This is a genomic window from Gleimia sp. 6138-11-ORH1 (genome assembly GCF_024814355.1).
In the GTDB taxonomy this organism is placed as follows: Bacteria; Actinomycetota; Actinomycetes; order Actinomycetales; family Actinomycetaceae; genus Gleimia.
Genome location: NZ_JANUXV010000001.1, coordinates 43,234 through 63,120, shown reverse-complemented (window position 1 = coordinate 63,120; position 19,887 = coordinate 43,234). Strand labels below are relative to the sequence as shown.

The window sequence follows — 19,887 nt, the reverse complement described above, 5'->3', positions numbered from 1 at the left end:
TATTTCCCTTTGATATACTTAAGCTCCGGTTAAAAACCCTCCGAACTCAGCTGGGAATCAGTCTTATTTCCCTTTGATATACTTAACCGACCTAATCGAACGGACCGTAGTAGGCTGGGAATCAGTCTTATTTCCCTTTGATATACTTAAATATCACCGTTGTTCCTTGCGTCGGCGGCTGGGAATCAGTCTTATTTCCCTTTGATATACTTATTTGAGCCTGAAACCGCTGTTAAAAGAAGCTGGGAATCAGTCTTATTTCCCTTTGATATACTTATCTTATCCACCGTGAAGTTGCTCGGCATGCTGGGAATCAGTCTTATTTCCCTTTGATATACTTAGTTGGTTGCCATACCCATTTGTTGCTGGGCTGGGAATCAGTCTTATTTCCCTTTGATATACTTACCCTTAACCCGCACAGTCGGAACACCCTGCTGGGAATCAGTCTTATTTCCCTTTGATATACTTATGCTGCGCCTCCACCCCCTGCGGAGTAGGCTGGGAATCAGTCTTATTTCCCTTTGATATACTTAAATATCAAAGGGAAATACCCAATTTTTCAAGGGAAAATAGCATTTTTACGACTAAAAAATCGTTAGTTGCTCCGGTGTTTCCGGATCATTTTCTATCTGACGATTAGAAAAACGAAGCATGGTAGACCACTGCCTATCAGTAATTTGCAAAATTCTAACTTTACCGCCAGACGGAACATTTGCCTTAATCCCAGACACTACTCTAATATCTGATCCACCCGTAGGCCGATACCTTGCGTAAACACTAAACTGCACCATAGAAAACCCAGAATCTAAAAGCAGATTCCTAAAAGCAGTAGCATCTCTACGCTCCTTCTTCGTAGTAACCGGAAGATCAAACATCACTAAAAGCCACATCGGATCATCAGCCATTCTGCTCACTCCAAACTGGAACACTCAACCTATCAATTTCACCCTCAACATACTTCCCATAATGTTGAGCAAAATCCTCAAAAACAGCCGGAACAGTCAACCCATCCCCCGAAAACTTTGATGATGCAATCTCAACTAACCGACGCTTCACAGAAACAAAATCAGGAATCCCCTCAGCACACTCTTTTGCAACATAAAAATCCACTAAAGGCCGAAAAGGCTCCATCAAATCATCCACCAAACAAAATGGATTAGACCGATTGTGATGAAAAAGCCCCAGCGAAGGCTCCAAACCAGCGGAAAGCACCGCCCGAATCCCAAAACCTCTAAGCACAGAATACGAATAATCTAAAAGACCATTAACACCCGTACGAGTCCCCGGAACCCTGGAAAACCCAGCCCCAAACAGTTTCTTCCAATAAAACCTGGCAGCCTGCCCCTCAACATTCTCCGGATCACCAGAACGAACCTGCTTCCGAAGCTCCAAAAGAAAACCCGAACCAGCCGCATCACTCAACTCCAACGCAGCAGCCTGCCCACGAATCTTCTCTTTAATAATCGCCTTCCAAGCAGACTTACGCCTGGGTTCACTTAAAAGAGCCTGCGCATTTCTTCGAGCAGCCACCCTGGAATGATCACTCCAACCAAACGCACCACCCTGAGGAACACCACGCCAATCGCAAAGCAACACAGCCACACCAGCAGACAAGCACCTATGCAAAGCGCCCCCGCTAAAATACACCCCATGCCCAACCAAAAGAACCGCAACATCCGCAATAGGAATCAAAACCGGATCTTTACCCTCAGGCTGTACAGAAACAGCCCCGCGAGCGGAGCAAATCTCACCGCTCATTGAGCTGCAATCAATCACTCTCCACCCGCGAGGCATTTCCCTATTCCTTAATGCCCCAAGAAACCGGCAAACTTGAACTCTCAACCGTTCTTATCTGCCCGATAGCATTGCGCCGAATAATCCGGGGATTACAGTTATTGAACACCACGTTTATTGCGGGACGCCACCCATGACCACTAATAATTGCGGAAGTGCCATCTGAAAACTGATTGTCTTCACTTTCTGGTTCATCTTCCTTAGTTTTATGTTTCTTAAGCCCTTCCTCTGCAAGATAAATTGGTCTTAATCTAAATTTTGATGGGGAAAAGAAACCCGCGATAGTCCACCGATTCGTCCCAGGGAAATCAGTAAGTAGCTCACCAATCTGCCCACTAGACTCACTGCTTAAATCCAGCTCAAATTCATCGCCTACAACTACCCAACCAAGGTACTCAGCATTTCCCTCCCGAAGTGCTTGTCTTACCTTTGGTTCTGCGTAGCGGATTGAAACAGATTGAGGTGGCAGCTCCACAGAGAATAAATCTCCATGGCGGTCTTTCAACAAATCAGTAGTAAAGACACGCACCATGCCATAAGAAGGCTTCTTCCCTTTAATCCGATAGATACGGGCATGGTGAATCGTATTGCCAACCTCTACTGAACCGCCACGCACCAGAATCGAAGCCGCTCCATTAGCGAAAATTCCAACCTCAGCTTCAGGCCCATATTCGGTGCCGTTCACCTTGATGGTTCTTTGAGGATTATCAGGTAGCCCGTTATTCCAATCAAAGTCTGGTTCCCGGGTAAGAGCACACCAAAGCGCGGGGGTTGAAGCACGGTCTATTTCTGTAATTGACCAAGCATCACCCACCTTATGTAGCTGCAGTTTCGCAATAGTGTCATCGTGAGCTTTTCCATTTCCCAGCCGTAACCGCAGACTTGAGAAAACCGCAATCTCATCATGCGTTAATGCTAAGTTAAACTTTTCAACTAACGCCAGCATGTTCTCTGTCCAGCGATCAAAAATTATTTCATCCGCCTTGTTTTCACCGCGGAATGTTTTCCAAGTTTCAGCAACTCCACTCAGTTGTTCGCTGGCGCGGATATTGCCGCGAAGCACCAGAGTTTTAGCTACCGACGGCCGGAGCATAGCAACAGTAGCGGCATCCATTGCGTGATGGCGCCGATCAATACGAGTCTTGCCATTCCCACCAATAAAATTAACTCGCCGTTCAAATCCTGAAGCTTTACGAGCAGCTGAAGTTATCGAACCACGGAAAACCCGAACTTTCGTTCCTTCCTGCTTATTCTCATAGTAGTGTTGCACTCTATGCTGCAGTTCACGCGCCATCCAAGCAACTGATTCCATTGAACGGTCATCTAAAGGCGGATCCTCAACTCTACGTTTTAACCTGTCTTTCACACCTTTCTTCAATGCTTTTAGGTCTTTCGCATTGGAATAACCGTCTGGAATCCAAAAATCTACCCGATCTAAAGCTTCCTTTAAGGACACACCAGGAATATCAGCTTTCTCTGCCCAAACTGCGAACGGAGTATTAGATTTAGCTCTGTTACAGCGCGAGCAGGTAGCCACCAAGTTATCACGCGTATTAGTTGAGCCAAGGCCCGCCTGTGGCACAATATGATCCATTTCTAAATTTGCGAAAGTAATCATCTGCCCACAGTACAAGCATTGCCCATTTTGCCGTTGAATAGCCAAATAACGGGTTACGTCAGATGAGCGAACCTCGCCCTCTCTACCTGTCAGGCTCAGGATCTCTGCTTTAACCGCTTTATTACGCAAAAACCGTTTTTCGTTTTCCTGGTTAATTGTGGCACCTTGGCGTTTTGAAACAAACCCGTCTCTAACGTGCTCAATATTCACAGAATGGGGGGCGCCCCACTGTTTTTCTACCGCCATCAGGTAGCGATTCACGGCTTTGAGCACTCTATCAACAGCTGGGTTTCCAACCGGTTCACCTATCGGTTCTGCCGGAGGACGCCAATCATCGCTAATCCCAAACTCATTGACTCTGGCCTCAAAAAGGTCTTCACCATTTTCAATCATTCGTTTAGACAATCGGTCTAAGGAATCAACTGAATAAGCTGCCCGTCCGATTGGCAGGTGAATGGAGTCAAGTTTTTCGTTTTCTTCATCCGTAAGTGATTGCAAGAATTCTGCTACAGCATTTTCTGCCGGAGACGAATCTGTAATCGCACTTGAATTAGAAAGGGCATGAACCATAGCGCATTTTTCATCGTAATCGGCTTTTACCCACCAGTTTTTCAGGGGTTTAATCTTACATGTTGCCAGAACTATATCAGTTACATCCCGCGGAGGTGTTGCTGAAGCGCGTTCCCCATCTGCTGTTTCTGAGGCAGTACCTGCCAATAGGTTCCGGTCAACGCCAATAAATTCTGCTACATCGCTCCAACTAATCTCACGGCTGGGTTTTGCAGTCAGCAGGAATTCAATGACCTTTGCTTGCACATCAGGTTCCAGACGTTCTTTTTCACCAGAGCGCGGGTTAATGATCCGAAGATTACTGACGATTGAAGCTACCCGGTAGCGTTGGAAAGCAGGGTGAGCTTTCAACGCTCTGATTTTTTGTTCCTGCCCGGGTAATACGTCTTTACCCGCGAGCTTTTCAGATTCTCCCTTTGGCGATTCAGCTTGGAATACTTTCTCTATTAACCCACGCAACAGTTCATCGCTTAGCCCCTGCATCTTAGCGATTTTTCGCAGTTCATTAGCGTTATCGGATTGCATGAGTTTTCCACCCAAAATACCCGATTTCTTATTTTCCTCTTTAGTTTTAGTCTTTTTGCGGTCTTTTGGACGCAGGTTTACCGCGATAGAAAGTTCCAGTGCCACAACCATTTCTGCTGAGGTTACGTCATCTGGTAAGGGCAGCAAAGTTATTTGTTCAACGCGTTCTTTAAGAGCCAGATACTGATCCGAGGGCGGTTGAGCAACGTGTAATGAACGTACCGGCACCCACGGTGAACGCCACCCGCGGTGGCGAGCCATATGACGAACAGCGATAGCAAGTTTTTCTTTTAACTCAGCTTCATCACGAATAGGTGTTTGCGCCAGTTCAGCACGCACCAGCCAAGGAGTGTAAGGGTTCTTATAGTTTTCGTGATTTGTTTCTGGGAAGCCCTCTGCCTTTAAGAACTTGTCCAGATCCATTAGTCGCTTTTTGCGCCTGCGGAAAAGTCTACGAGTCCGGCGGGCTACCCCTGAAGCAGCTAAACGAGTGGTGTGGGTTTTTCTTCCGTTAGGATCAATCCCCGCATCATGCCTGTACACAGACAGGTTAAGGAAGCGAAGCGGATAATCATTGTCATCCACCTCTACACAGCAAAAACCAATAGAATTAAGACCTACGTCGATACCAACACGGTATTTAAGATGTGCTAAATGAGACATAACAATAGTGTAATCCGTTGCACAGACATAATAAATACGCAACACGAAAATAAACGAAAAAATAACCGGACTCTTACGAGTCCGGTGGAGAATTCAATTTCACTAACGAGGTGAAACTTACTGAGAATATCAGTCTGAAACCAGGATAACCATAACGGCTCCAAAAGGCAAGCCCCCGAATAAACAAACCCTTAAAACAACCCCTTAATACAACACCCTAAAAATAAGCTCTAAAAACAAACCCTAAAATAAACCTCTTTATAAACTCTGCGGCTCGTTTCGGCTGAAACGAGCCGCGGAGTATACAACTATTACCTATCGGGTGGGGGTTGCCCCAAATCTTGGGGCAACCCCCACCCGACCCGCTATTAAAGATCAACCTCAGGATACTTAGCCTTAAACTCCTGCGCATTAGCGTAAGAAGTCTGCGTTCCCAAACGAGTCACCGAATCACCCGCATAAAGCCCCGCAGCCTCCAAAGACTTCGCAATATCACCCGTCTTTACCCACACATGGGAAAAACAACCGATAAACGCATCGCCAGCGCCAGTAGTATCACGCGCCTGTACCTTAGTGGCAGCAAAAAACTCTTCCCGCTCGCCATCAGTCCAATAAACACCGCGCGACCCTAAAGTGACAATCACATTCTTAATCCCCACGTTCAACAACACAGCCGCGGCATTACGAATATCGTCCTCGGACTCAACTGGCATCCCCGTGAGAAGCGACAACTCAGTCTCATTCGGCACAATAAAATCACAAGACTTCACCCGATCCAACACCAAATCCGGAGCCGCCGGAGCAGGATTCAAAAGCACCGGAATCCCATGCTCTTTCCCAAACGCAACCGCCGCATAAACAGTTTCCAACGGAATCTCCAACTGCAAAACAATCAGCTTACATTCCTTAATCCGATCAGCAGCCGCCTCAATATCATCAGCAGACAACTGATTATTAGCGCCCTTAACAATAATGATCGAATTATGCGACTGCTGATCCACAAAAATTGGAGCCACCCCCGAAGACCCTTCAGTGCGTAAAACATGGGTAGTGTCAATCCCATTTTCTGCGAAATTGCGAATCGTGTTTTCAGCGAATAAGTCATCACCAACTCGCGTCACCATCACAACTTCAGAACCCAACCGGGCAGCCACAATCGCTTGATTAGCTCCCTTACCACCACAGCCAAGCCGAAAATCAGGAGCCTCAATCGTCTCTCCCTCTTCAGGCATACGCGTAATGTAAGAAATCAAATCCACCATATTAGAACCAATAACTGCAATACTCACTACAATCACCCCTTAATACCAGTTGTCACAGAAAAATGCTTACTCTCACCGGCAGGAAGCCAAATCAACATTCCGCACGCTTCCGCCGCTTTATAACCCTCAGGGCGGCTGGTACCTGGAAGCACAAAAGCAGCCACCTTCTGATCCTCATTATGTAAAATCCACCGGGTAGCAACCGGGAAATCAGCAGTCTTAAAAGCCGTATAAAACGTCACTCCCTCAGGGGAAGTAAGCTCAAACTCAGCATTCTCACCATACTGCGGTAAATCATCAGCAAAATACACAATCTCTGGATCAAACGCTTCAGCACCCTCTAACGAGTTCGCATTAAAAGCCCCCGAAAGAATATCCTCATTAAGTTTCGTCCACTCTGGCGTAGGCTTAACATGCGCCGGAATAGTACGCCGCAGCTTAAACGCGTCATCAGGCAAATTCGAACTCATCCGCCCACCAGGCACAAACGCATAATTCATATGGCACATATACTGCAGCGGCATCGGCTGATAATTCGACAGATTAGAAACCCGCATATCAATCTCAAACAGGGCAGACCCCGCGTTAAGCTTCACCGAAGGCACCGCCTCATAGTGGTGGCCAAACCCCTGTACATACTCATAAAGAGAATAGGCGGTGACTGCGCCCTCGGAAATCTCTACCCAGGCTTCTTGCATATCCGCACACGGAAACTCGCCATGCAGCGGGTGCGTATCTTCCGAGGACGGGCACCCACCCGAAAGTAAACCAGAATGGAAACTAAAACAACCGTAATTGTCCACAATCTGCTTAGCCGGTTGCGGCTGGGAAAACATATTTGTCATCCGCAAATCCACCCCGTCAAACTCGGCAGCCCAAAGAATCTGCCCCATGTAAGGAAGCAACTCAACATAGCCACGCGAGTTTTCCAAGATTAACGACTCAATACCCGTACCGTATTTGAAAATGGAAACGGTAAACTCTGCAGTTTCTGCAATCACTTTCGGTTCAGCAGAAAACTGAGCACGATCTAAGAAAATTTTAACGCTCACGTTAATCACGCAACTTTCTTTCCAGCGTGCAGCATGGTCAAGAAGTACCAGCCAACCACCGCGAAACAAACTAGGTTAACAATGAAAGAGAACTGTAAAGAACCAGTCGCATCAGAAACCAGCCCTTGGATAACAGGAATAACCGCGCCACCAATAATGGACATGACGATCACTGCCCCACCGGTTTCTTGATGGCGTTTATCTTCAATCGTGTCCAAAGTGCGTGCGTAGATAGTTGCCCAACAGGGGCCAAATAAACCGGAAGTAACAATCGCCATGTAAACAGCTGACATATTGGGGACGAAAACAGTGTAAATAACTGAAGCCATTCCCAAAATCGAGTACCACAGTAGAACTTTATCCGTATCGAAACGGGCAATCAGTAGGTTCGCGATGAACTTGCCGGCGAAGAAAGCAGCAAAAGCCCCGATCATGAAGTTAGAGGCGGCTCGTTCGTTTAGAGAAGTGTCCAAAGTCAGTGCTAAACGAATTGTGAAAGACCAAACCGCGGTCTGCATACCCACGTACATGAACTGAGCGAAAATGCCTTTGCGGAACGGCGCGTTTGCAGCCAGGTAACGGAGGGTTTCCCCGATTGACGCCTGAGCTTCTTTAGCTCCCTCACGCAGTGGCTTACAGTGAGGGAACTGCGTAATTGCAATGATTAGTAAGAGCACAACTAGGATCGCGATAATCACCATGTAAGGCTGGAGTGTGCGTTGGAGCATTTCTTGAGCGAACTGGGTTTTAGCTTCGCCTTCTAAATCACCTAACTGAACGTGCAGCGCATCGCCCTCGGTGAAAATCAGGTACTTGCCTAACAAAATCCCGGCAATTGAACCCAGAGGGTAGAAGGTTTGGGACACGTTCAGCCGCAAAGTAGCTTTATCTTTTGGCCCGATCATCGACGAATAAGTGTTAGCTGAGGTTTCCAAGAATGAAAGGCCCACGGCAATGGCGAAAAGGGACGCTAAGAAAACCGAGTAGGTTGCCATGTGGCTGGCGGGGAAGAACATGGAACAGCCGATGATGTAGAAAGTTAAACCGATCAGCAAACCAGTTTTATAGGTGGAGTGGCGGATGACTCGGGACGCGGGGATGGCGATGAGGAAGTATCCGCCGTAGAAAGCTGACTGGACAAAGGCAGAAGCGAAGTCTGATAGTGTGAAAATCGCTTTGAATTGGGTGATGAGAATGTCGTTTAGGGAAGCTGCCACACCCCACATGGGGAAGCAGATGGATAAGATGATGTATTGGAACCACGGGGTGCGGTCCAAGTAACCGTCTTTTTGTTGGATGGTGGGGTCTTTAATTATGCCAAATGATTGGTTTGTGACCGGTGCACCGGCTTCTTTGGTGGTGCTCATTGTAGGTTTCCTTCCAAATAGGGTTGGGTGGCTGACGCTCCTGTGCGTTGTGCCAGTTATTGCTGGTAGTCTGGCGAGGGCGTCAGGCTACGTGAATATTTCTATTTGCGCGGTGGCTTCAGGGATAGACGTCTGTGTCTGGTGAAGTCCCGTTTCGGATTTTTACATTTGTGCTTGTTGAAAAGGATAGGTAATCGCCTAAAGCGTCTTGGGTTTAGCGCGATACTCATAAACTACTCCCCCGCACACACATCTGTCAATCTTTTTTAGGCACATTTGTGCCAATTTTGAGGGTGGGAAGAAAAACCCTAAAAGAACCCGGCAAAACTCCTGAGGAAAATCCGGCAAAAGGGCTAAGCAATACCCGCAAAATAGCTGAGTAAATTCCGGCAAAAGGGCACCGAATACCCTGGCTAAACTTAACGCAGAATCTCTAAAGCCGTATCCGCATCAATCACCAAATGACTAACGTAACCATTTTCTAAAGCCACTTTAGTAATCGACGCTTTTTCCACGCCCGCTACCACCATGATTTTCTGCGGAATCTTACGCAAATGCGGTAAAGAAATAGACATCGTCCGAGAGTTCAGATCAGGCAAACAAATCCGCCCATTCTCATCTACAAAACGCGAACAAATATCCCCAACTGAGGTTTCCAATAAAACCTTTTTCTCTGACTCACTAAGCGCAGGAACTTTCATCAAATAAGACTCAGCTGCCATTTCACTAACCGTGAAAACTGCGAAACGCGCCTGACGCGCTAACTCAAGCACTTCAACAACTTGCCGTTCTTTTTCTACCGCAGTTTTTACCTGCACAGTCTCAAAAACCATTGGCAAAGCCAGGAAATGCGCTTGCGCATCAAAAGCCTCAGCAAACCGATTAATAGTTGAGATTTCAGAAAAACCACTTTCGGCAGTACCCACACCCCCGCGGATTTGCACTACTTTCACATTTCGGCGAGGAGTTTTCACTAATGCTCGGCTCATTGCCTCAATCGTGCGGGACCAACTCACACCGATAATATCGCCCTCGGCAACTAAAGATCCCAGCAGATCCGCAGCCGCTTTGCCAAGGATTTCGTTAGTTTTTTCTTTACTGGCTACCCCGGGGAATACTACTTTCACATCGCTTAAACCGTAGCGTTCCATCAGGCGCTCTTGGATAGCGAGATCTTCTGTGCGCGGGTCATGAACGCTAATCCGCACGAAACCTCTTTCCTGCGCGTGAGAGAGTAGTTTCGAGATAGTTGGGCGCGATAAATGCAGAGCGTTTGCAACTTCTTGTTGGGACATTCCAGAGTAATAGAGCTTCGCTGCGTCGATTGCTTGAATGTCTTTATTGCTTAGTTGCAGATTGGCGAGCATATTAACAGCGTTTTCCACTTTGCTAAATCCTTACCTTATCTGACTGCCTGAAGTTGATGGGCAGACACCAGTAAATTCAGTATCACAAACTTAGGCACATTTGTAAAACAGCGGTAGGCAATTAGGTGAGGTAGTGGGTCGGTTACGCCACGCTTCGCCTCGCGTCTCTTTATTCACAGGATGCTTTTAGTCACCGGGTACTTTTATTGACTGGGCACCTTTATTGGCCGGGCGCCTTTATTGACTGGGTGCCAGTGCCGACTTATTTCCCTGGTTGCGTGGCTGACTTATTTCCCTGGTTGCGTGGCTGACTTATTTTCCTGGTTGCGTGGCTGACTTATTTCCCTGGCGCCACGATCCGCGCCCCGTGATACCAGCTTTCTTCTTCAATCGCTTTAAGCACGTCAGCGTCTTTAAACACGAACCCGGTTTCTTCCAGGCGTTTGGGGAGGACTCGTTGGTTCGCCAGTGCGAGTAGTTGGATTTGTTCTGGAGCTAGGTGCAGCAGCGCCCTCGGGATTTTTATCCATTTTGGTCGGCGCGTCCGCTCTGCCATGAATTGGTGGAAATCTCGCGCTGGGACGGGGTTTGGGCCAACCAAGTTTACGGGGCCGGTGAGCTCGGGGGTTTCCAGCACGTGGCAGATGGCGCGCACGTGGTCGCGGAGGGTGATAAGTGGCATCCAGTTTTCGCCGGTTCCCAGTTGCGCGCCCAGCCCGTAGCGGTAGAGTTTGTCAAAGGTTTTCAGCAGGCCGCCGCTGGGGTGCATGACCAGGCCGGTGCGCAGGTGTGCGACTGGGATGTTTAGGTTTTCGGCGGCGGCTCCGGCGGTTTCCCATTTTTGGCATAGTTGTGCCAGGAAATCGGTTCCGGCGGGGCTGGTTTCGGTGATTTCTGAGTGGTTTTGTGACGCGTTTGCCCCGTAGTATCCCACGGCTGAGGCAGTGATTAGTTTCGAGGGGCGGTGCTGTGGTGGCAGAGTTTCCAGGGTTTTGATGAGGGTTTGGAGGGGTTTTAAGCGCGAGCTTTCCAGGGTTTCTTTACGTTTTTGCGTCCAGATTTTATCTGCAATTCCCGCGCCAGACAGGCAGATCACGGCTTTTAAAGGGGTTTCTTCCAGATTCCCGAGGGCGGCTGGCTCCAGGTATTCTTTTTCAGGATCCCAGTAGATTTGTTTAACGTTAGCAGTCTCATGTTCGTGCTGGTGGCGCACCAGTTGAAGCACTGTATAGTCTTTTTCAGACAGTGTTTTAAGCAGAGCCGACCCAATAAAACCGGAGGCCCCCGCAACTAGGATAGTTTCTTTAACAGCCATGATCTTCCTGGAAAGTTAAGTTACGCTTCTGTATCCAGACTATCGAAATCTACCTGAACTTTGGGGAAATTGTTTCCGATGGTTTCTCTGATTACCTTTAGTTTTTCTTTTTCCCTAGGGTGGTCTTTTAATGCTTCTTCAAGATCTTTGTAAACGTTTTCGATACGTTCCTTTTGTCTTTCAAGTGTCCAATGCTTGTTGTGATCGTCGATCGTCCAGTAGTCCTTGTCTTCGATCATCGTCCATTCTTCAGAATTTAATACGTTGAGAAGATTTGGGTTGGGAAGCAGGATCTTCTTTGTCTCTGGCGCATATTCAAAAACAGTATTTTCAATATTCAATCCATCGAAAAATGTAGTTTCTTCAAACCAAGCGTTACCGGCAAACCTCGCCCCAACAAACCGAGCTTCACCGGCAAACCTCACCCCATCAAACACAGCTACACCGGCAAACCTCACCCCATAAAACTCAAAGTCACCGGCAAAACTCGCCCCACTAAACCAAGCGTAAGCAGTAAAACTCGCCCAATTAAACCATGCGCCACCGGTAAAAATCACCCGATCAAACCGAGCGTCACCGGCAAAACTCGCCATCTCAAAAACTACGTCTGATTTAAACGTTGTATCCGTGAATACTACAGCTTTATCCCAAAGAGTTCTTTCCCATGAAACAGTTTCATGAAAAGTTGCTCCCGTAAAATCAAAACTACAATCACACCAAAGCTGCTCATCACCTACCGTCTGCACAACTTCAATATCCTCAACAAGAACCCTATTTTTGCGTAGCCGCTCCCCAATTACCTTAATAATCGCAGACTCAACCGCCGCATCCTTAAACTTCCCATCAACAACCAACTCAGAACGATCAGTACGCAAATACCCACATAAAATATCAACCACCCGCTGCTTATAACGACCCAAATAATTATCAGCAACATCAGCTAAACCATAAACTCCCGCTAACCTCACCTGCGGGGACTCGCTCCCCAACTGACCCACAGCTTCTTTCAACTTACGGTCAGCCTCAGCGATCCGCGAATGCTCCAACTCAACTTCTTTATCCAGCCGCTCACGGTACTTCATCACCAAATAAGCTACCGCACCAATACCACCAACAGAAGTAAGCGAAGCAGTAACAATCCCCACTAAAGGCTTAGCTCCCGTATCTTTATCAATAGAGGAAAGAAACCACAAAAAAACAAACACTGACCAAACAAGCGAAACTGAGAACATCACCCAAATAAAAATAGTCAGTAACAAAGGCATACGCTTATCAGACCGCTCCACCTACACACACCACTTTCTACGCACACAGGAAAACGCGGAAACACACCGCCCTCGGAAAACTACGCCGGATCATACGGACTCACAACCAAATCCACCCGCTGCAAATCCTTCAACTCCAAATAACCAGCCGCCGCCATAGTACGACGCAAAGAACCCAAAAAATTAACCGTCCCATCCGCACGTGAAGACGGGCCATGCAAAATCTCCTCCATCGTCCCCACAGTCCCCACACGAACCCGCAAACCACGCGGCAACTCCGGATGATACGCCTCTGAACCCCAATGCCAACCGCCACCAGGAACATCCTCAGCCCGAGCCAACGCCGCCCCCAACATAACCGCATCAGCACCACAACCAATCGCCTTCGGCAAATCACCCGTACGCCCAATCGAACCATCCGCAATCACATGCACATAACGGCCCCCAGACTCATCCAAATAATCCCGACGCGCCGCCGCCACATCCGCAATAGCAGTAGCCATCGGCGTATGAATCCCCAACAACTGCCGAGTCGAATACGCCGCCGTACCACCAAAACCAACCAACACCCCAGCAGCACCCGTACGCATCAAATGCAAAGCCGCCGTATAAGTAGACACACCCCCCACAATCACCGGCACATCCAACTCATAAATAAAACGCTTCAAATTCAAAGGCTGCACCTTAGACGAAACATGCTCCGCAGACACAGTAGTCCCACGAATCACAAAAATATCAACGCCCGCATCCACCACATCATCACAAAACTCCAACGTCCGCTGCGGGCTAAGCTTACCAGCCACCACCACCCCAGCATCACGAATCTGCTGCAAACGCTCACGAATCAAATCACGCTTAATCGGCTCAGAATAAATCTGCTGCAACCTAAGATTAGAAGCATCCCGCGGAAGACTACAAATCTCCTCAAAAATCGGCGAAGGATCCTCATACCGAGTCCACAAACCCTCCAAATCCAACACCCCAATACCACCTAACTGCCCCAACTTAATAGCAGTCTCAGGACTCATCGTCGAGTCCATAGGCGCACCAAAAATCGGCGTATCCACATGATAAGCATCAATCTGCCACGAAATATTCACATCCTCAGGATCCCTCGTCCGCTTCGACGGAACCAAAGCAATATCATCTAACGTAAAAGCACGCCGAGCACGTTTCCCGCGCCCAATCTCAATCTCATAAGTCATAGCACCAGTCTATCTGCTCACGTAAACTAAAACCATGACAATTATGTACATAAGCGTCGCGCTTCTACTCGCATTTGGATTAACCGGCGCACTAGTGCAAATCTGGCCATCCACCCCATTCATCCTCACCGGAATCCTAATCTGGGCACTCTACCTGGGCGGATACACCGCCTGGACATTCTTCACACTCTCCACCATACTGCTACTCCTAGCGCAGATCCTAAAAATCCTAATCCCCGGAAAACAACTAAAGAAAGCAGGAATCCCCACCTCCACACTCCTACTTGGAGGCGCCGGAGCAATCCTCGGATTCTTCATCATCCCCATAATCGGACTACCCGCCGGCTTCATCCTAGGCATAGGACTAGCAGAATATCAGCGCCTAAAAAATCCCCAAGAAGCCAAAAAATCCCTCCTCAAAACACTCAAAGCAACCGGAATATCCGTCCTCATCGAATTCAGCATCTCATTCCTAATAGTCACCAGCTGGGCAGTGACCTCACTACTCATCAGCACACCCTAAAACAAACAAAATTAAACCACCCTACAAACCCAATTAATCTAACCAATCAACCGAAGCCAAAGGCTCTCTCCCTTTCGACTGCAACCAGTTAGAAAAATCAACCGCCCACCGCCGATACGCAGCCCTCTGAAAATCATGTAACTCCAACAACCCCATCGCACCAAGCTGCGGAAACCTCCGCCCCATCGCCTGCAACAAACTCAAAGTCGCCGAAACATCCACATCCGACTGATGCAAATCCAAAGGATTAACATCCAACCCATAAACCCCCAACAAATCAACCAACTTACGCTTCCCCCTACGCCAACGATCAAACTCACGATCAAGAATCAACGGATCAATCACCGGAGCAAACCTACCCCCTAAACGCTCCGCCACAGTCGGAAGACTATAACGCCTCAACTCAGCCTCCAACATAGTTACATCAAACTGCACATTAAAACCCACCAGCGGAACGCCCTCGGAAAGAAAAGAAACCAACTTCCCCGCCAACAACTCCAAACCAACCACCGGCTGCAACCCCTCAGCCCGCGCCCGCTCATTCGTAATCCCATGCACATCAATCGCCACCTGCGGAATCTCCACCCCAGGATCAAACAAAAGCGTCTCCTGCAACAAAACCTCCTCCCCACGCCGCAACTCCCAAGAAGCCGTCACAATCCGATCACACAACGGATCCACCCCCGTAGACTCCACATCAAAGCCCAACAAAACCCCATCAAGCCAACTCATCAGAACTCCTTTCCAATCCTTACTACCAGCTTAACGCGCACCACCGACATAATCCCCTCTGCCCAACCCCGTGTACACAACCACACCCCACCAAAAAATATCCACAGAAAAAACTACCCCCCAACCCACCCACACCCCAACCCATGCCACACTCAACCCATGCAAAACATACCAATCAACCAAATCACCCCAACCCGCCACCCCCTCACCCAAACCCAACTAAACCGAACCACCACCCTCATCCACACCCCCGAAACACCCCACTGGGAAATACAACGCGCCCAAATCATCACCCTAGTCCGCGACAGCAACCACAAAAGCCACCACGCCCAATACGCCAGCGGACTCACCGCCGCACAAATCAGAAACATCCCCCTATGGCACACCACCCACACCATAGAACTAATCAGCACAGCCCCCGCAAAATTCCACACCTCAAAAATAGCCACCACCAAATACCAAATAAAACGAGTCCGCCGCACCTACCCACCCGAAGCCTACACCCAAATCAGCGACATCCCCACCCTCTCCCCCGAATACCTAATCCTAGAAATACTCCGACTCCCCAACCCCATAACCGCATTCGTAAGCGCCGACGCCATCCTCAGACAAATAACAAACACAGACCGCAAAATGATCAAATACCGGCACGCAGAAATACACCAAGCCAAACAAGCACTACTGCGCCTTGCCACCCCAGAAAACCTTGGCAAGTTCACCAAAAGAGTCCGCCGACGAATCCCCCTTTTAGATCCCTACTCAGAATCCCCCGCAGAAAGCGCCCTGCGAATCATGCTCCTACAGTTACGCCAAGAATCCCTCCAAAGCCAGCACCAAGTCCCCAACCCACGCGGCGGATTCTACTACGGAGACATTTACATTCCCGCCCTACACACAATATGCGAAGCAGACGGCGCAATGAAATACGCCGACGCCAGCGCATACCAAGCAGAAAAAGAACGCGAAATTAACTTAAATACCGCCGGTTACCGCGTAGTACGAATGCACTGGCGCGAACTCACCTCACCCGAAGCACTGGCGATTTTAGCAGGGAAGTTACACCTCCCATTTCGAAAGCGCCCGGCGACACTGTAAGAGTTGGAGGGAGTTGGGTGCGGGTTTTGGGTAGAGGCTGGGGTGCGCCTGGGGTGCGCTGGTCTAGGTGTGGGTGCTGGGGTGCGCCGGTTTAGGTGTGGGCGCTGGGGTGCGCCGGTTTAGGTGCGGGTACCTGGGTGCGCTGGTCTAGGTGTGGGCGCTGGGGTGCGCCTGGGGCGATTTACGAGTCAGCGCACCCCGGCAGACTCGTATTTCCTCCAAAAACAGAAAATTTAAGGGCGGTTTACGAGTCTAAATGCCCTGTCTGACTCGTAAACCGCCCGAAAGTACCCTAAACCTAAAATCAGTTCTTAGATGAGTGATAGTTCGGTGCTTCTACCGTCATTGCTACGTCATGAGGGTGCGACTCACGCAAGCCAGCCGGAGTAATCCGCACAAAACGTCCGTTTTGCTTTAACTGCGCAATAGTTGGAGCCCCCAGGTAGAACATTGATTGATGTAAACCGCCTACCAGCTGGTAGATAACTGAAGCTAAAGAACCCGAATAAGGTACTTGCCCTTCAATACCTTCGGGCACAATCTTATCGTCCGAAGAAACATCTGCTTGGAAGTAACGGTCTTTTGAATAAGACTTCCGGCCACGGGAGGACATGGCACCTAAGGATCCCATTCCGCGGTAGCGTTTGAATTGTTTACCGTTAGTAAATACCAGCTCGCCCGGGGATTCTTCACAGCCAGCCAGCATTGAACCGACCATAACGGTGTCAGCTCCGGCAACCAGAGCTTTGGCAATATCACCTGAGTACTGCAAACCACCGTCAGCAATCAGAGGCACTCCTGCCGGGGTACACGCTTGAGCTGCCAAATGTATCGCAGTTAGTTGAGGTACGCCTACGCCAGCTACTACGCGGGTGGTGCAAATCGAGCCGGGGCCTACGCCTACTTTAACTGCGTCCACACCTGCGTCGATTAGTGCTTGGGCGCCCTCGGTAGTTGCTACGTTGCCACCGATAATGTCAATGCCAGCGAACTGCGGGTCGGCTTTAATTTTTGAAATCATTTCCAACGCCAGTTTTGCGCCGCCGTTTGCGGTATCTACTACCAGCACATCAACGCCAGCTTCTGCCAGGGCAACTGCTCGTTCCCAGGAGTCTCCCCAGTAGCCGATTGCAGCGCCTACAATCAGGCGGCCTTCTTTATCTTTGGAAGCGTTCGGGTACTGCTCAGTTTTCACAAAATCTTTAACAGTGATTAGACCTGCTAAGCGCCCGTTTTCATCAACGATAGGGAGTTTTTCAATCCGGTGTTCTGCCAGCAGAGCTTTTGCTTCTTCGCGGGAGATCCCAACTTGTCCAGTGATCAGTGGCATGGGAGTCATGCAGTCTGCAACTCGACGTTTATTCCACTCGTTTGCAGGTACAAAACGCAGATCACGGTTAGTGATAATTCCCAGGAGTTTTTCGTCTTCATCTACTACGGGAAGCCCGGATACGCGGTAGCGTCCGCAGAGTAGATCTAGCTCCTCGATTGTGGCTTCAGCGTGAATGGTAACAGGATCATTTACCATGCCGGATTCTGAACGTTTCACTAAACGCACTTGTTCGGCCTGATCTTCAATCGAAAGATTGCGGTGCAAAATACCAATCCCACCTTGGCGGGCCATGGCGATTGCCATGCGAGCTTCAGTTACGGTATCCATCGCTGCTGAGATTAGCGGGACCCGTAGGTTGATATTTCGAGTCAGTCGAGTGGTGGTATTTACTTCTGAGGGAACTACATCAGTTAGTTCGGGAAGTAAGAGAACATCGTCATAGGTTAAGCCAGTTAGCGCAAAAGCGTCAGATTTCAACTCCGTCATTTTTGGATAATACCCCATTTTTAAGGGCACTTTCCAACTGGTTCAGCATCTAATACGTCATGCAACTAGGGTCACAAGAGAAGTCTAGTGGCACTTTCCAACTGGTTCAGCATCTAATACACTGGATTTCGGTTTTAGGAGAGGATTCCTAACGCGAATGTGGGTGCCAGTTTTAGGTCTGGTAGTAGTAGCATTTGCGCCACGTGGTAGGCGTCTGGTTTTCCTCCCCAGGTGACGGCGCTCGGCTGGTTTTTTGCGTCCAGTTCATGGCGCCACTGCCCGGGGGTGGCAATCAGGTATTTCTCTGCGTACGCCCACCAGTTGTCGATTCTTTCTACTAAGAGGTTAATCCGCGCCTGTGAGAGGCTACTGCGCGCCCGGGTCTTTTCCATTGGCAGATTGGAAGCGCCCGAGTCCAGATCTGAAACGTCCGACTCAAGATTGGAAGCGCCCAAGTCCAGATCTGAACCCCCCATCACGCCCTCGAGTTCTCCCTTTTCTCTTTCGACGCCAGCTAGCTCACGAGCCTGTTTTTCTACAATAGCTTCTGCCAAGGTGGTGGCTGCGCCGATTGCTTCACAAAGCACCCAGTGCATTCTTTCTTTGGCGACTGGTTCTCCGGTTTCGCTGGTGGTGTAGACAAATCCGGGTTCGCCGTCTGCGTGCCATCCGTCGGTGATTGCGCGTTCGATCACTTGGTCGGCGCATTCGAGGATCCATTTTGGAGCTGGTTCGTTTAGGCGTTCCAGTTCGGCTCCGGCGTGTAGGGCCAGGCGCCCCCATTCTAAGCCGTGTCCTGGGGTGTGGCCGTAGGGGCGGAACGGGTCGGTGGGGCGGTCGATGTTGTATTCTGGCAGGGCTTGCCAGTTTTCGTCGTAGTGTTCGGTTATCCGCCAGTTGTTTGCGCGGGCTTCTTCATCTAGTACCCATTTGAGGATTTGCAGGGCGCGGTTTAACCATTTACGTTCTGCGGTTGCGTCAAAGGCGGCCAGGTAGCATTCCACGGTGTGCATATTTGCGTTTACTCCGCGGTAGGCTTCTGTTTTGCTGAAATCGCGGTTGTAGGATTCTTTTACTTTTTGGTGTTTTTCGTCCCACCAGCGGGTTTCTTGGGTTTCGAGGGCGTGGTCGAGCAGTTGGCTTGCTCCGGCGATTCCGGCGATGGTTGCCGAGGACGCTGCTAAAACTACAAATGCGTGTGCGTAGGCTGCTTTAGTTTCATCTACGACGGTAATTGTTTGGGCTGTTTTGTCTGTTTTTGCTGAGGTTTTTTCTTTGTTGGTTTGTGGGGAAATTGCCGAGTACCAGCCGCCGTGTTCGTGGTCGTGGAAGTAGTTGTTGAGGCAGTAGATTCCGTGGGTGGCGAGGTTTTCCCAGGTGGTGATTTTGGTTTCGTCTGGGGTGGGTTGTTTCTTTTCTTTTAGGGCGGCGAGGGAAAAGACGTGTACCATGCGGCAGGTGATCCAAAGCTCGACTGGTTTTTCTGTTGAGACGGTGGCGTCATCAAGTAGGTAGCCGAATCCGGTTTCTACTTTTGCGTTTTTGGCGAATTCCAGTAGGTTGTCCCATTGTTCGCTTCTGGCTTGGGGTGTGAAGTTTTTTGCTAAGGCGTTGATGATGCCCATTGTCTCTCCTCTTTGAGATTGTTTTTGCTTAGCAGTTTCAGCCTTATCCAGTATAAGTGGTAACTATGTGTGTTGGGGGGTAACTGGTGT

15 protein-coding genes and 1 CRISPR repeat array (1 of these 16 only partly in view) are annotated in these 19,887 nt (G+C 49.1%); of the genes, 2 read left to right on the top strand and 13 right to left on the bottom strand.

What is annotated here, in order from left to right; translation table 11 throughout:
• Positions 1-533: direct repeats of the CRISPR family, unit length 36 nt; unit sequence GCTGGGAATCAGTCTTATTTCCCTTTGATATACTTA (it extends 2,258 nt beyond the left edge of the window).
• 51 nt (positions 534-584) lie between these two features.
• The 10 genes from cas2 to NXS08_RS00225 all read right to left on the bottom strand — a co-directional run bounded on the left by cas2 (position 585) and on the right by NXS08_RS00225 (position 14,003).
• Positions 585-905: a CRISPR-associated endonuclease Cas2 gene (gene cas2 / locus NXS08_RS00270; RefSeq protein ID WP_259136056.1), complete on the bottom strand. Its 321-nt coding sequence runs from the start codon at positions 903-905 to the stop codon at positions 585-587.
• Positions 898-1,794 (bottom strand): type II CRISPR-associated endonuclease Cas1, encoded by an 897-nt coding sequence (gene cas1 / locus NXS08_RS00265; protein WP_259136055.1) that lies wholly within the window; start codon positions 1,792-1,794, stop codon positions 898-900. The genes cas2 and cas1 overlap by 8 nt, the downstream gene beginning before the upstream one ends.
• 4 nt (positions 1,795-1,798) lie before the next feature.
• Positions 1,799-5,170 (bottom strand): type II CRISPR RNA-guided endonuclease Cas9, encoded by a 3,372-nt coding sequence (gene cas9, locus NXS08_RS00260; RefSeq protein WP_259136054.1) that lies wholly within the window; start codon positions 5,168-5,170, stop codon positions 1,799-1,801.
• 368 nt (positions 5,171-5,538) lie between these two features.
• Entirely contained in the window at positions 5,539-6,459 is a 921-nt protein-coding gene (rbsK, locus tag NXS08_RS00255) for a ribokinase (RefSeq protein ID WP_259136052.1), read from the bottom strand.
• A 5-nt stretch (positions 6,460-6,464) separates the two neighbouring features.
• Entirely contained in the window at positions 6,465-7,484 is a 1,020-nt protein-coding gene (locus NXS08_RS00250; RefSeq protein WP_259136050.1) for an aldose 1-epimerase family protein, read from the bottom strand.
• Positions 7,485-7,489: 5 nt separating this feature from the next.
• The gene (gene fucP / locus NXS08_RS00245; RefSeq protein ID WP_259136048.1) at positions 7,490-8,851 is read right to left on the bottom strand and encodes an L-fucose:H+ symporter permease; all 1,362 of its coding nucleotides are present in this window, start codon (positions 8,849-8,851) and stop codon (positions 7,490-7,492) included.
• Between the two features lie 419 nt (positions 8,852-9,270).
• Complete coding sequence (locus NXS08_RS00240) at positions 9,271-10,236, bottom strand: sugar-binding transcriptional regulator (protein WP_259136047.1); 966 nt, start codon at positions 10,234-10,236, stop codon at positions 9,271-9,273.
• A 319-nt stretch (positions 10,237-10,555) separates the two neighbouring features.
• Complete coding sequence (locus tag NXS08_RS00235; RefSeq protein WP_259136045.1) at positions 10,556-11,533, bottom strand: TIGR01777 family oxidoreductase; 978 nt, start codon at positions 11,531-11,533, stop codon at positions 10,556-10,558.
• Between the two features lie 20 nt (positions 11,534-11,553).
• Positions 11,554-12,819, bottom strand: a complete 1,266-nt coding sequence (locus NXS08_RS00230; protein WP_259136044.1) for a pentapeptide repeat-containing protein — start codon at positions 12,817-12,819, stop codon at positions 11,554-11,556.
• Positions 12,820-12,878: 59 nt separating this feature from the next.
• Positions 12,879-14,003 (bottom strand): GuaB3 family IMP dehydrogenase-related protein, encoded by a 1,125-nt coding sequence (locus NXS08_RS00225; protein WP_259136043.1) that lies wholly within the window; start codon positions 14,001-14,003, stop codon positions 12,879-12,881.
• A gap of 34 nt (positions 14,004-14,037) precedes the next feature.
• On the opposite strand from NXS08_RS00225, the gene NXS08_RS00220 reads away from it, so the two are divergent.
• Entirely contained in the window at positions 14,038-14,526 is a 489-nt protein-coding gene (locus NXS08_RS00220) for a DUF456 domain-containing protein (RefSeq protein ID WP_259136042.1), read from the top strand.
• Between the two features lie 33 nt (positions 14,527-14,559).
• Here NXS08_RS00220 and NXS08_RS00215 read toward each other — a convergent pair whose 3' ends face one another.
• A complete protein-coding gene (locus NXS08_RS00215; protein WP_259136041.1) occupies positions 14,560-15,258 on the bottom strand; it encodes an exonuclease domain-containing protein in 699 nt (232 codons plus the stop codon).
• A gap of 159 nt (positions 15,259-15,417) precedes the next feature.
• Between NXS08_RS00215 and NXS08_RS00210 the strand changes: the two genes are divergently transcribed.
• Entirely contained in the window at positions 15,418-16,353 is a 936-nt protein-coding gene (locus tag NXS08_RS00210) for an endonuclease domain-containing protein (protein WP_259136040.1), read from the top strand.
• 304 nt (positions 16,354-16,657) lie between these two features.
• On the opposite strand, the gene guaB is transcribed toward NXS08_RS00210, so the two are convergent.
• Together guaB and NXS08_RS00200 are read right to left on the bottom strand one after the other, a co-directional pair.
• Positions 16,658-18,172, bottom strand: a complete 1,515-nt coding sequence (gene guaB / locus NXS08_RS00205; RefSeq protein ID WP_259136039.1) for an IMP dehydrogenase — start codon at positions 18,170-18,172, stop codon at positions 16,658-16,660.
• Positions 18,173-18,306: 134 nt separating this feature from the next.
• Positions 18,307-19,797, bottom strand: a complete 1,491-nt coding sequence (locus NXS08_RS00200; RefSeq protein ID WP_259136037.1) for an AGE family epimerase/isomerase — start codon at positions 19,795-19,797, stop codon at positions 18,307-18,309.
• Positions 19,798-19,887 lie beyond the last annotated feature (90 nt).

Bases quoted from the DNA above. Each gene is read 5' to 3' on its own strand.
- NXS08_RS00225 (WP_259136043.1), bottom strand. From the start codon at position 14,003: ATGACTTATGAGATTGAGATTGGGCGCGGGAAACGTGCTCGGCGTGCT.
- fucP (WP_259136048.1), bottom strand. From the start codon at position 8,851: ATGAGCACCACCAAAGAAGCCGGTGCACCGGTCACAAACCAATCATTT.
- NXS08_RS00200 (WP_259136037.1), bottom strand. From the start codon at position 19,797: ATGGGCATCATCAACGCCTTAGCAAAAAACTTCACACCCCAAGCCAGA.
- cas1 (WP_259136055.1), bottom strand. From the start codon at position 1,794: ATGCCTCGCGGGTGGAGAGTGATTGATTGCAGCTCAATGAGCGGTGAG.
- NXS08_RS00235 (WP_259136045.1), bottom strand. From the start codon at position 11,533: ATGGCTGTTAAAGAAACTATCCTAGTTGCGGGGGCCTCCGGTTTTATT.
- cas9 (WP_259136054.1), bottom strand. From the start codon at position 5,170: ATGTCTCATTTAGCACATCTTAAATACCGTGTTGGTATCGACGTAGGT.
- cas2 (WP_259136056.1), bottom strand. From the start codon at position 905: ATGGCTGATGATCCGATGTGGCTTTTAGTGATGTTTGATCTTCCGGTT.
- guaB (WP_259136039.1), bottom strand. From the start codon at position 18,172: ATGACGGAGTTGAAATCTGACGCTTTTGCGCTAACTGGCTTAACCTAT.
- NXS08_RS00215 (WP_259136041.1), bottom strand. From the start codon at position 15,258: ATGAGTTGGCTTGATGGGGTTTTGTTGGGCTTTGATGTGGAGTCTACG.
- NXS08_RS00210 (WP_259136040.1), top strand. From the start codon at position 15,418: ATGCAAAACATACCAATCAACCAAATCACCCCAACCCGCCACCCCCTC.
- NXS08_RS00220 (WP_259136042.1), top strand. From the start codon at position 14,038: ATGACAATTATGTACATAAGCGTCGCGCTTCTACTCGCATTTGGATTA.